Below are 13,479 nucleotides of genomic sequence, written 5' to 3' on the forward strand. Positions count from 1 at the left end.
TGACGCTTGGGCCAATCGTCAGGCTGCTGGCGGGTCATGTCGTGAAGGTTGTCATTGACCCACTTTGCGCAGGGCTGCTCGGGTCAAGCGCCTGGCCAGTTCTTTTTCTTGGTCACCGAGATCCACCAGCAGTCCGTCGTATCTGGCTTCACTGATGGGCTCATCGGCAAACACCACGGTGTCCGCTGCGGGCAAACCATTCATGAGTGATTGGAGCTGTTCTCGCAGCTCGGCTTTCCGCGCACCCGAAGTCGACTCTACCCATTCGTGTTGGGTGATTCGCAGGGTTTCCAGTTGGTCCGACAGGTCTTGATAGCGCCGTTTATTGCTTTCCATGCGGGTCGGGTATCGCTCGTGCAAATGGGTTTCCCAAAAGTCCTGTTCAAGCATTCGGTTGACCAGCCCATCGCCTTCGCCCAAGGCCAATACCGTGTCATACGCTTGATCAATCATCGCGTCAGTGACGCCGGATACGCGACGGTAAAGCATGCCCTCTGATTGCCAGGGCAAGCCGAGGCGTTGCGCCAAGCCGGTTTGATAAGCCAGATAGACTTCCACTTCATCAGGGTTGCCGCCGCGACTGGCGACATCGGCCCGGGCAATGTCATTCACTTGCTCCAGCCGCGCCGCGCCTTTGGCCAGCGTCACCAGTTTTTGCTCCAGCTGCGCCGGATCGGTAGAGTACGCGTGAGCTTCGTAGGCGAGTACCTGGATGCCCATGTGATTGAACAGTTGCGAACCGGCGTCGGCACACTCCACGGGCGCGATGGCCATGGTGAACAGTTTTTCCCGCAGGTCGCTGTCGACGTATATCGCATCAAGCATGCGCCAGACGCGCTGTAGCAACTGCTCTCGCGCCTGGCCGCCGGCCCGATAGTCGGCCGAGTCCTGGGATTCCAGTAACACAGTCATGAAGCGCACGGCCCGGGGCTCATCCCCCAGCTCCGACCAGATATTGGCGCGGTCGACGCCCCAGCCGGGCACATCGTTCCAGAGGTCCGCGCTGTAGTTGGAATTGACGACCCACTGGCCCTGACTGTTGGAGGGCACGATGGGTTCCGGAGGCAATGCCATCGAGCGTCGGATTTCCTGGTAGCGCATCTGATTCGATTCCGACAGGTTGCCGACGTCCAGTCGGGTGCGTGCCACCACCCAGGCCTGTGGCGAACCGGGCACCACCTCGGGAATCAGGCTGATCGGATTGTCTCGAAGGTCCAGCAGAAATCCTCGTGGCCTGGTTTTACTCAACGTGCCTTTGGGCCAGGTCGTTATCACCGTGTCCCTCAGTCCCACGACCTTCAGCCTCGGCATACGGGAGATATCCACAACCCTGCCCAGAGGGTTTTCATCCAGACGCAGGATTTCCAGATAGGTCAGGTGCTTCAGTTGCTCGACGGCGGGGGCGTCCAGCACGATCTCGTTGTCACTCAGGCGCAGGCGCTCCAGCCGATGCATGGCGCCAATATTTTCCGGCAGGCGTGTCAGCTCGCAACCTTTCGCGCTCAGTTCGCGAAGGTTGGGGAAGGCACTCAATAAACCGTTCGCCTTGCCGGAAAAGCGCGTGTTGTCGAGTTTCAGTACCGTGACTTTGTGTAAGAACTTTTCCAGATCGGGGCGTCTGGACCACCAGGTTTCCAGGTCCAGTGGCAGCGTCTTTGGGGATAGATCAAGGGAATAACTCATCGGATCGGTACGATTGCCGAGATCCGTATTGTTTCGTTCGAAACAATCGATCAAAGCCTCACAGATACGCCGTCCGCCACCGTCTCGAAATCCGTCGCTTCGGTGTATCAGCTCATCCGGCTGCCGGTATTCCCAGGTATTGAGGATCTCCCGCAGTTCCTGAAGGTCCTGTGCTTGCTGCTCAATGACACTCAATGGCTGACCTTGCTCTATCAGGGCATTGGCGAACGTATCGACTTCACGCTCACTGAAATTCTGATGGAGATCCTGAATACGTTCATGCAGGGTTCTTGCTTCTCTGCTTACGCCACCACCACGAACCAACAGCATCGTTTCATGCTCGGCGACCGGTCGTACGGGCGGCATGGCCAGTACCGTACGGCGCTCGCTTGGCGGTGCGGTCTTGGCGATGATCCATTCCCTGAAAAACTCACCATCACCCGGCCGGTAGCCCAAGGCACTTTGCCCTTCCTGGCCCATGGCATGGAGCAGGGCGGGCAGGAACCCGTCAGCATCGTGGATTGGCAGGCCTGCGGCATCGCGCACCTGATATTTCCCTGAGGGTTCGTGAATCATGACCCGCACCTGCCTGGCGTTCTCAGGCCCGGCGCTGCAACGCAGTTCGCCATCGAACGTGCCCTGGCGGATCTCGATGCGCAGGCTACCGAAGGTGTCGGTGTTGATGCGCAAGGAGCCCAGCACCAGGCGCTCGGTGTCGACGTTGATCAGTGCATCGTTATACAAACCCTGGGCGGCGCGGACCGCTTGCGTCTCGAACAGCAGCTCGCGCGCCTGGGTTTTCATGCGCAGCGGCAGGCGCTGGTTTTGTGCGATCTGCTGGCGCTCGGACGCTGTGGCGCCGTAGTAGATTTTTTCCGCGACGGCTTCAGGCAACCCGGGGAATTCGCTGAACAGCGAGGCGATATTGGCGGACTGAGCAATGCGAGCCACCGGTGCACCGAGGTTCTGCAAGGTATCGATCAGCAATGGTGGCGGGGGCGCGTTCTCCATATGCATCCTGCGCAGCGCGGTTTCTTTAGTGGCGCTGATCAAGCGAATTCGCTCCAGTTGCTCGTCACTGAAAGCATCGGTGGTGTGACCGATTCGGCGCATCAGCGGCGTGCCTTCCCAGTTGCGCGGGTTCTCCGTCTCGCTGACCCAGGCACCCTGACTGTTGTGCCGCAGGGTCGGGGCGTAGGCATTGGATCGCTGCGGATGTTTGATTCGGTATTGCCCGGTTACCGGGTCTGCTTTCAATTCGAACAGCTGGCCGTTCAGCCGCAGAATCTGTTGGCCTTGATGCTGGTAAATACCCGCACCATCGGGTTTGAGTTGCGTTGGCAAGCCCACGTCTGGTTGTTGATAGGGGGTGAGGTCGGGGTTCCACAACCGTGTCCGACCGTCGGGCGTTTGCACGGGTTTGAGCCCTTCGAAAAACGGCGAGAGTTTTGTCCGTGCAACGTTGCCCAGTGTCGCCCCAGCGGCGAACGCGCCCAACTGCACAACACTCTCCAGCACACCGATAGCTTGCTCGCCAGCCTCGGCCAAGCGACCTTCGGCCAGATCAACGATGCCCTCGACCACCTCGTCGGTCAGTTGATACGCGGTGTAGGCCAGCATCAGGGTGCCCAGGCCTGGTACGAACGGTATTGCCACCAGCAGCGCGGCGTTGAGCATGTCCGAAAGCATCTTCTCCAGATTGTCCCACCAGGCCCAGCGGGCCATGCGGTCGGCGTATTCGGTGGAGATCGCGATTTCCTTGGCATCGTTGAGGATCTTGTTGAGTTTCTGCCGGTAGAAATAGGCCCACAGATCACCGTTGAACCTGGTCTGGCGATCGTCCTGAACCTTCGACAGACCGAATTGCAGATTGGGATTGTCCACAGGCGTTTCACGCCAGCTCGGCAGGTTGGTGCCGGGCGCGGCGGGGTGCCATTTGACTTTGCTCAGGCGCTCATTCAACCCCGCAAAAAAATGCCCGCGTTGTTGCTGGTCGACAAACTGGCTGAAGAACTGCTGGTAGCTTTCGGGCGACGAGCCATCGCGCAATTGCCGCGTCAGTTGCGCCATGAATTCGAGCGGCGACGCGTATTGTTTGAGCGGGTGCTGCGGATCATGGGGGATGTACGCGATCACCGGGACAGGGGCAATGGCAGTGGAGACATCGGGTGCGATCAGGACAACGCCGGTCAGGGATGCATCCATCATGCACAGGTTGTAATAGCCAACGGGTTGCCCCTGCCATTGCAGGTTTCTGCGGTCATCGAGCATGCCCTGCACGACCTCGTAGGCGTCCTGGTCAATGTCCTGTTTCATCAGCGCCATGCGTGCCGCTGCATTGAGCGTGCTCTTCTGACTGAGGATGACTTTATGGCGCAACACGTTGTTGGCCACGCTGTTGCTGGAAAGCAAATACTCGTTCAGATGCTTTTCGTAGCGGGCGCCGAGGTCCAGTTCCCGGCACAGGGATTTGAACTGCTCAATGCTGATTTTGTGCTTGAGGCTTTTTACCGCGAAGTGTCCGGCGGCATTGGGACGGGTAATGAATTCGGAGTCGGTGCTGAAGGTCTCGCCGTCGGAAAAATTATGCAGCGCCGCGTCAAGCAAGGAGAGGGTGCGGCTGCGAGTGCCTGATCCGAAGTCATGCACCCACCACGGTGATTTCACCGGCGCATACAGTCGCAGCCAGGTGTCCTCGACATCGTCCTCAACGCTATAGCGCTCCTTCAATGCCTGTTGCAACAGCGGCTTGGCAAAGGCCTTCACATCCTGCAAACCACGCAACGCCTTATCGACATCGTTTTGCGCGGTCCAGCCGAGCTTGACCGCATTCTTCAAGCTGCGGTGATCGGCTGGCGAAGCGTTTTTGTGCCATTCAGGAAGGCTGAGCCTGACGGTTTTCAGGGCGCTGGCGCGGGCCATGGAGGTGCTGCGCAGCCACGCGGGAATGGCCTTGCTGACCGTTTCGAAGTGAACGCTGGTATCGGATGGGGCAATTGAAGGCTGGGCAGATCCCTGGATCGCCTGGGGAAGATTGGGCATTGCATGATCGTCCGTTGATCAGTATGGAACGACCAGACTAGGCAAATGGCATGCGCGAAAAAAGCTCAAAAAATGGTTGGTAAAAGTGTGGGAGGCGCTATGACGCTCACAAAATCAGGGAGTGAAAAATATATATTTACCGCCATTGCGCCCCAAATGTTGAACCTTGCTCAACGAACAGCCGTCCTCGTGTTTGGCTCGCACATCGTGTGCGTACCCGGTTGCAGATACGGCGTCAGAATCGGTGCCATCCCCTTGAGCACCTGCACCGGTAACGCCGAGGTGAAGGTGAAGTTTTCCGCCGAGCGTCCCGGTACGAACGCGGTCAGCGTGCCGAAGTGGGTATCGCCGATGTAGAACACGAATGTAGCTGTGCGGTTGAGGGATTTCGAACTGAGAATTCGCCCGCCCGAGCCGATGGCTTCGATACGGTTGTCGCCGGTACCGGTCTTGCCGCCCATGGCCAGCGGTGTGCCGTCGGGTAATTTGAAACTGCCCGAAACCCGTCTTGCGGTGCCGGCGTCGACGACTTGCGAGAGGGCTTCGCGCATGGCGGTGGCGACTTCGGATGGCATCACCCGTTTGCCGGCATCCGGGTCGTTGATCAATTGGGTTTCATATGGCGTGTTCGCGGCGAAATGCAGGCTGTCGATGCGCAGCGTCGGCATGCGCACACCGTCGTTGAGGATGGTGCCGATCAGCTCGGCCAGGGCTGCCGGACGGTCGCCAGAGCTACCGATGGCGGTGGCCAGCGACGGCACCAGATGGTCGAACGGGTAACCGACTTTTTGCCAGCGCTGGTGAATGTCGAGGAACGCCTCGATCTCCAGCATGGTGCGGATGCGGTTGTCGCGGGCGCCTTTGTGTCGGCTCTTGAACAGCCAGCTGTAGACCTCCTGGCGTTCGAATTGACTGGCTTTGACGATGTCCTTGAAGGTGGCGTCGGGGTGGGTCAGCAAGTAGCCCATCATCCACAGGTCCAGCGGGTGCACTTTGGCGATGAAGCCCTGATCAGGCAGGTCGTAAGTGCCGGGGCCATAGGCATCGTAGAGCCGCACAAGGCGATCGTCGGTGAGCTTCTCGGTGAGCTTGGCGCCTGTCAGATGCGAGCGCACGAAGGTATTGAAGCTTTCCTGGCTGGCCCGCGGTAGCAAGTAACGGTGCACGGCGGCCAGGCGGATCGGCGTCGGGCGCATGCTGTCGAGGAACGTTTCGAGCCGCGCCTGGGTGTCCTTGTTGCGGTATTTTTTCCAGAACTTGAGCAGGAACGAGGTGCCTTCGCGGTCGGCAAACGAAGCCAGGTATTCCTGACGTCGCGGGTCGCGGTCGTCCTTGAGCAGTTCGGCACTGTTGCCTGGGCCGGAATAAGTGGTGTAGCGCACCAGGTCGCGCATCAGGCGTATGAAAGGCAGGTTAATCGATTCACGCAGGGCGTCGCGCAGGGTCGGAAGGCGACCGTTGTCTTCCTTGCGGAAGTTATGGAACGTGTGCAAACCGCCACCGGTAAAAAACGCCTCGCCGGGGCTGGCGGAATATTTACGGTCCAGCGCGGCACTGAGCAAGGTCGGCAGGCTGCGGTCTTTGTTCTGGATCAGGTAGTCGACGACCCAACGGCTGAGGCGGTCCTGCTCCGGCACTTCGACTTTCTTCAGATCCGGGACGCTCATGTCGCCATATTTATCGTGCAACTCGGCGATGATTTGCAGGTAAGTGGTCATTACCCGCATTTTTGCGGTGGAGCCCAGTTCCAGTTTGCTGCCTTCGTTGATGTCGAACGGCTGGTCGGTGCTGTCGGTCTGTACCCGCACCCGCGAACCGTCCGGGGTCAGCTCGAACAAGGTGAAGCTGTAACGCACTTGGGTGGTGCTGGTGGGGGTCAGCAAGCGTTCGCCCATCAGGCCGATTTCGGTGGCATAGGCCGGGTCGGCGAGTTTTTTCAGGTAGGCAGTGGCCTGGGTTTGCAGTTCACCTTGCAGGGTGCTGGTAGCCGAGAGGTCGAGGCGGTCGAGGTCGTACAACGGACGGTTGAGCAAGCCTGCCAATCGACTGCGCGCAACGCTGATGCCTTTGTTGGTTTCGATCGGTTGCATGGTCGGCTGGGTCGCCCAGTCGCGGTAGGTGACTTTGCTGGCCAGTGCCGCAGCGGCGAACGGCGCATCGATCACGTTGTTCTGGGCCAGCAAGCGGATGTGGCTGTCGGTGAGTTCGGCCAGTTCATCGCGGCCCTTGGTCAGGTAATGGGAAGGACGGCGCTGGGCGATCATCAACGAGAGCATTTCGCGCAGGGCCAGACCTTTATCGGCCAGGCTTTTTGGATCCGTCGCCTCGCTGGCCAGGCGTTCGTTGGCCTGGTTGAAATCGGCGCCGTACCACACGCGCAACCCCTCGGCCATGCCGTGCACTTCACCGTGGCCTGGCACCGCTGATAGCGGCACGCTGTTGAGGTAGTCGCGCACGACATTCTGCCGGGCCTTCAGGGTGTCTGGGCCGTCCTGATAGGCGCGCACGCTGGCGGAAATCATCTGGCGGATCTTCTCGCCGCCAGACGCAGTCAAGCCATCGGGCGAATGCCGGTACTTCTCCAGTTGCGTCGCCAGTGTGCTGCCACCCGCCGATTGACCGGGCAGGTGCAGCATCTTGGCGATCTGGGTATACGCCGCCATGCCGAACCGTGGCCAATCCACCGCCGGGTTAGCCAAGGGTTGACGCGGGTCGAGCAGGAAGCGGTTTTCGATGAACAGCAGGCTGTTGACGACTACCGGCGGGATCGTGTCGAAGCTGGAATAAAGCTGTTGCGGATAATTGTATTGATACAGCGGTGCCGCCTTGCAATCGGTGATCGACAGACCGGCCTGGATCTTCTCCGAATAGGGTACGAAAAGGCCCTTGTCGGTGTAGTTCATCAACGCCGGGGAAAAACGCGTCTGGGCGGTGATCACGTAATCGCGCTTGAGCAATCTCGGCAGGAATTCGCCCAGCGAGCTGTAGCCCAGGCGCAGATCGAACGGGCCGGCACCGGGGTAGTGAATCGCGTCGCTGGGGCCGGGTTTGAGCTCATAACTCAGGGTTTTGGCAAACTTGCTGACTTCCCGGGACTGAAACCGCGACGTACGCATTTCCTTGGCGGCAGCCAGGCCTACGACAATCGCAATAATCAGCAGCAACAGCCAAAACGCCTTCCAGCCGTGCTTGACGCGGCTGCGAGGAGGTTTTTCAGGTAATGGCGCTTCATCCACACGTTCAGTCGGAACCACGGTTTTACTCGAATCGGTTTGCCATAAAGCGCCCATAGTCGACTGATCCATTCACGCAGATTGATCGGACTTGTCTGAAGCTTAGTCGGTGGTTGGCGTTGGTGAAAAAATTGTGAGGATCCAACTATCGGCCAACTTCTGGACCTGTGGCGCGGGAGCAAGCTCCCTCGCCACAAAGTCAGCAGAAGATTGTTGTCAGAGCCAGCAGGCATCCCAGAGCGGATAATCACCGATTTGTTCCACCAGTCCTGCACGTAGTGGATTAGCAACGATGTAGCGGGCGAAAGGCCGTAAGTCTTCTCCATCGCGTATTGCCCGGTCGTGGTAGCCGGTTTGCCAGAATGCACCATTCCGATTCAATACCCGGTTGATCGTCAATGTGCTACGGGACTTGGTGGTTTGCATGAGTTGCGCCAAGGTGCATTGTTCGATTTGGACGAGCCAATGGAAGTGGTCAGGCATGATCACCCAGGCAATCGAGTTCACTTTTTCCTGATCGTGAGCGCGTCTGAGTTCGGCTACTAACAAACGCCCCAGATTCCAATTGCTGAATATGGGGCGTCTCTGATGAACAACGGCAGTGATGAGATAGGCCCGGCCTGATTCGGAAAAACGTCCTTGGCGCAGTAAGTGTGAGTTTGGGTGGGGAAGCATTCCTTGCGTCCTTTTGCTGAGGCTTCTTCTGAATCTAGTTGCTCACCGGACTACATGCAGTTGCAACGTTTGTGGGAGAAGTCCGAAATCTCTACAGGAAAGCAAGCTCCTGTGGCGAGGGAGCTTGCTCCCGCTGGGCTGCGTAGCGGCCCCAAATTCTGCAATTGGAATTTGTCTGAATAAACCGGTTGTCTGGATTTGCGACTGCTGCGCAGCCGAGCGGGAGCAAGCTCCCTCGCCACAGGGATTGATGCAAGCTGGAAGTGCTGATTTAGACGTTTCCAGTGGGTAAATATGGTCCACGTGGGGACATGACGCTGCACCAATACCGTGCAATACTCGCCACCGCCTCCAATAGCGAAAAATCCTACAAACCCCAGACAATCCTTCTCCGTAAATCCCGATTTAATCGCGAGTTACACCTGATTTTTGTGGTTTATAGAGTGAAAACCGCTTGCGGCAGCTTTTTATACTGCACACCCGCTGATCTCGCAGGTTTCCATCCTGCGAGACGGTTCTGCCCACGAGGCAGGCCCGGTTACGGCAAGCCATGGCTTATCGGTCAACGCTTCGCCACTCGGTGGTCATATCCAATAACAAGACGAGGTTGTACCCCATGTCCGTAGGCAATCCTCTGCCCCACGGCGACACCGCTCAGGGCGGTCCGCTCAAACGCGAACTCGGCGAACGGCATATTCGCCTGATGGCGCTCGGTGCCTGTATCGGCGTCGGTCTGTTTCTTGGTTCGGCCAAGGCCATTGAAATGGCCGGCCCGGCGATCATGCTGTCTTACATCATCGGTGGTCTGGCGATCCTGGTGATCATGCGTGCGCTCGGTGAAATGGCCGTGCACAACCCGGTTGCCGGTTCGTTCAGCCGTTACGCCCAAGACTATCTCGGCCCGCTGGCCGGCTTCCTCACGGGTTGGAACTATTGGTTCCTGTGGCTGGTGACGTGTGTCGCGGAGATCACCGCCGTGGCGGTGTACATGGGTGTCTGGTTCCCCGAGGTGCCGCGCTGGATCTGGGCGCTGGCGGCGTTGGTCAGCATGGGCTCGATCAACCTGATCGCGGTCAAGGCCTTCGGTGAATTCGAGTTCTGGTTCGCCCTGATCAAGATCGTCACCATCATTGCGATGGTGTTCGGCGGTATCGGCGTCATCGCTTTCGGCTTCGGCAATGACGGCGTGGCGCTGGGGATTTCCAACCTGTGGGCGCACGGCGGCTTCATGCCTAACGGCGTGCAAGGCGTGTTGATGTCGCTGCAGATGGTCATGTTCGCCTATCTGGGCGTTGAGATGATCGGCCTGACTGCCGGTGAAGCGAAGAACCCGCAGAAGACCATTCCCGACGCAATCGGCTCGGTGTTCTGGCGGATTCTGCTGTTCTACGTCGGTGCGCTGTTCGTGATCCTGTCGATCTACCCGTGGAACGAAATCGGTACCCAAGGCAGTCCGTTCGTGATGACCTTCGAGCGTCTGGGCATCAAGACCGCTGCCGGCATCATCAACTTCGTGGTGATCACCGCAGCATTGTCGTCGTGCAACGGCGGCATCTTCAGCACCGGGCGCATGCTCTACAGCCTGGCGCAGAATGGTCAGGCTCCGGCCGGTTTCGCCAAGACCTCGAACAACGGCGTGCCGCGTCGCGCGTTGCTGCTGTCGATTGGTGCGTTGCTGCTGGGCGTGCTGCTCAACTACCTGGTGCCGGAGAAAGTCTTCATCTGGGTGACGGCGATTGCCACCTTCGGCGCGATCTGGACCTGGGTAATGATCCTGCTGGCCCAGCTGAAATTCCGCAAAGGCCTGAGTGCCAGTGAACGTGCCGGCCTGAAATACCGCATGTGGCTGTACCCGGTCAGCTCGTATCTGGCGCTGGCGTTCCTGGTGCTGGTGGTTGGCTTGATGGCGTACTTCCCGGACACCCGCGTGGCGCTGTATGTGGGCCCTGCGTTCCTGGTGTTGCTGACGGTGTTGTTCTACATGTTCAAGCTGCAACCGACCAATGTTTCGCAAGGTGCGGTGCGTTCGGCTCAATAAGCCTTTTTACATGACACCTTGTGGCGAGCGAGCTTGCTCGCGCTGGACTGCGCAGCAGTCCCATTTTTTGGGGCCGCTGCGCGACCCAGCGGGAGCAAGCTCCCTCGCCACAAAAAACACTTAGGCAACGGCCACCGTCGAAGGTCGGTTCAAACGCTTGTTGAACTCCAGCCATGCCCCCAGCAACGCCATCAACCCCGCACCCACCAGCGCCGTGAAGATTTGCATGGCGAAGGCGTCGTTGGTCAAGGCGTTGAGCATGTCCGCCAAAGGTGCGAGCAACACGCCCAGGCAGAAAATCTCCAGCGAGAAACGCCCCATGCGACAGCTTTGCTGTGCCAGCCAATTCTGCGTCCAGCCCGTATCGGGAAGCAATTTGGCGGTGACATAAGCCAGCGCCAGAAAGTGCAGCAGACGCGCAGGCGAGAGGTTGGTCTTGCTGATCGGGTAGATCAGGTTGCTCAGGCCGGACGGCACCAGAGCGTCGTGAATCTGCGGCCAGCGCCACAACACAGTCAACACGCCGGTGACCACAACGTACACCGCTGCCGTCATGAACAACGGCTGACGGATTAACGGTCGGCTCTCGGGCAAGCGCGGTCGTTGTGAGTGAATCGCGGCGGCGCCGCCGAGGACAAACAGCAATTGCCAGGCAACCGGGTTGAAGTACCACACGCCGTCCTTGATCGCGGCCAGATTCCAGTCGGCCAACGGCACCATCAGGTACAACGCCACCGACATCGCCACCACCACCCAGGTCTTGCGCACCAGTATCGGCAGCGCCAGCGGCAACCCTGCCAGCAGCACGATGTACAGCGGCAGCGGGTCCATCAGGTTGGGTTTGAAGCGCAGCAGCAGTTCATCGATCAAGGCCTGTTGCGGGTCGCTGATGAAGTGGTGCATGCCCATTTCTTCGACCAGATCGCGGGTTTCCACATGGCTGTTGGCGAAGAACACGATGCCCATCAGCATCGCCAGCAGAAAAATGTGCACCACATACAGCACCCAGGCACGGCGCAGGATTTTCACGCAGGCGATGAGAAATCCTTCCCGCGCCAGGACTTTGCCGTAGGCCAGCACCGCCGCATACCCGGCCAGGAACACGAAGACTTCGGCCGCATCGCTGAAGCCAAAGTTACGCAAGGTGATTTGACCCAAAGGGTTGTGGGGCACGTGATCCCAGAAGATGAAGATCAGTGCCAGACCGCGAAAAAAGTCGATCCGGTGATCGCGCGCTAACGTCATGACGGCAGGCTCGTAAACGGGGTGTTGAACAAAGGAGTAGTCGAAGACGACAAAGATTACATGCCGCTCATCGGCGGCGCGCAGGGTGGACTGATTCGCTCGCAATTGCAAAGCCGGGGTATTTCGGAATGTCTCCTGCCTGTGCCTCAGGCCCTTACCACTGGTCTGAAAGGCACACGAACCTGCGATTTCTGACAGTAGACAAGCTCCAATACGTATGGGATTACAAGGTTCCAATAAAGGACTGTCAGCATGAGACGTTTATGGAAAGGGTTGTCCAGCTACACGGTGATCGGGGTCGCCAACACCCTTATTCACTGGCAGATTTTTTTCCTGCTCAGCGTCGCAGCGGGGTTGCGTCAGGCTGTGAGCAATCTGGCGGCGTTCTGCGTAGCGGCTTCGTTTTCCTTCTACATGAATGCGCTCTACACCTTTGATAGCAAAATGTCGGTCGGCGGTTATCTGCTGTTCATGGCGGCGATGGGGGCGTTGAGTTTTGGCGTCGGCTATGCCGGTGACCTGTGGCGGTTACATGGTTTGCTCACCGTGGCGATGTTTTCTGCGATGAGTCTGGTGTTCGGTTTCCTGTTTTCCAAGTACGTGGTGTTTCGCGAGCGTGACGCATGAAAATCTCGCTCATTGTTCCGGTGTTCAACGAAGAGCAGGCGATCGATATTTTCTACCAGGCTGTGCGGCGTGAGTTGAAGCTCGATGCCGAGGTGGAGATTTTGTTCATCAACGACGGCAGTTCCGACCGCACGGCCGAACAGGCCACCGCCCTGGCGCAAGCAGACGATCAGGTCATGCTGATCAATTTTTCCCGCAACTTCGGCAAGGAGCCCGCGCTGTTCGCCGGCCTGGAACATGCTACCGGCGACGCGGTCATCCCGATGGACGTCGACCTGCAGGACCCGATCAGCGTCATCCCGTTGCTGATCGAGCAATGGCAAAAAGGCGCTGACGTGGTGCTGGCGAAACGTCGGGACCGTCATTCCGACAGTTATCTGAAACGCCACAGCGCATCGTTGTTCTATCACCTGTTGAATCGAATTTCGTACACCCGTATCGAAGAAAACGTCGGCGATTTTCGTCTCATGGATCGCAAGGTGGTCGATGTGATTCGTGCACTGCCCGAGCATCAGCTGTTCATGAAAGGCGTGTTGTCCTGGGCCGGGTTCAACACCGTCGTGGTCGAATACGAGCGCGCCCCGCGCGTGGCGGGTAATAGCAAATTCAACGTCTGGAAACTGTGGAACCTGGCACTGGAAGGCGTGACCTCGTTCAGCACCGTGCCTTTGCGGCTATGGACTTACGTCGGTGGGGCTGTGTCGATCTTCGCCGTGCTGTACGCGGTGTACATGGTGCTGGACAAGATTCTCAACGGCAACAGCGTGCCCGGTTACCCGTCGCTGATGACGGCCATTCTGTTTCTCGGCGGCGTGCAATTGATCGGCATCGGCATTCTCGGGGAGTACATCGGCCGGATCTACATCGAAGCCAAGCATCGGCCGCGCTATGTGGTCAAAGACATCGTTGGCGGCAAAGACCGGCGCGAGCGCTGAC

The 13,479-nt window shown here is 58.6% G+C and carries 7 protein-coding genes; 3 read left to right on the plus strand and 4 right to left on the minus strand.

Going from position 1 to position 13,479, the window contains the following annotated elements; genetic code table 11:
• Positions 1-51: 51 nt before the first annotated feature.
• The 3 genes from V6Z53_RS07745 to V6Z53_RS07755 form a co-directional block, all read right to left on the minus strand.
• A complete protein-coding gene (locus V6Z53_RS07745) occupies positions 52-4,725 on the minus strand; it encodes a DUF6543 domain-containing protein (RefSeq protein WP_338584949.1) in 4,674 nt (1,557 codons plus the stop codon).
• 170 nt (positions 4,726-4,895) lie between these two features.
• Positions 4,896-8,015, minus strand: a complete 3,120-nt coding sequence (locus V6Z53_RS07750) for a transglycosylase domain-containing protein (protein WP_338584950.1) — start codon at positions 8,013-8,015, stop codon at positions 4,896-4,898.
• 159 nt (positions 8,016-8,174) lie between these two features.
• Positions 8,175-8,633: a transposase gene (locus V6Z53_RS07755; protein ID WP_338584951.1), complete on the minus strand. Its 459-nt coding sequence runs from the start codon at positions 8,631-8,633 to the stop codon at positions 8,175-8,177.
• 616 nt (positions 8,634-9,249) lie between these two features.
• On the opposite strand from V6Z53_RS07755, the gene V6Z53_RS07760 reads away from it, so the two are divergent.
• Positions 9,250-10,671 carry an amino acid permease gene (locus tag V6Z53_RS07760; protein WP_338584952.1) on the plus strand — a complete coding sequence of 474 codons (1,422 nt, stop codon included), beginning with the start codon at positions 9,250-9,252 and terminating at the stop codon, positions 10,669-10,671.
• Between the two features lie 120 nt (positions 10,672-10,791).
• On the opposite strand, the gene V6Z53_RS07765 is transcribed toward V6Z53_RS07760, so the two are convergent.
• The gene (locus V6Z53_RS07765; protein ID WP_338584953.1) at positions 10,792-11,916 is read right to left on the minus strand and encodes an OpgC domain-containing protein; all 1,125 of its coding nucleotides are present in this window, start codon (positions 11,914-11,916) and stop codon (positions 10,792-10,794) included.
• 252 nt (positions 11,917-12,168) lie between these two features.
• Between V6Z53_RS07765 and V6Z53_RS07770 the strand changes: the two genes are divergently transcribed.
• Both V6Z53_RS07770 and V6Z53_RS07775 read left to right on the plus strand, forming a co-directional pair.
• Positions 12,169-12,543, plus strand: coding sequence for a GtrA family protein (locus V6Z53_RS07770; protein WP_338584954.1), 375 nt, complete (start codon positions 12,169-12,171; stop codon positions 12,541-12,543).
• Complete coding sequence (locus tag V6Z53_RS07775) at positions 12,540-13,478, plus strand: glycosyltransferase family 2 protein (protein WP_338584955.1); 939 nt, start codon at positions 12,540-12,542, stop codon at positions 13,476-13,478. Before V6Z53_RS07770 ends, V6Z53_RS07775 begins: the two co-directional genes overlap by 4 nt.
• The last annotated feature ends 1 nt before the right edge of the window (position 13,479 follow it).

It is taken from the genome of Pseudomonas sp. MAG733B, from assembly GCF_036884845.1.
GTDB lineage: Bacteria > Pseudomonadota > Gammaproteobacteria > Pseudomonadales > Pseudomonadaceae > Aquipseudomonas.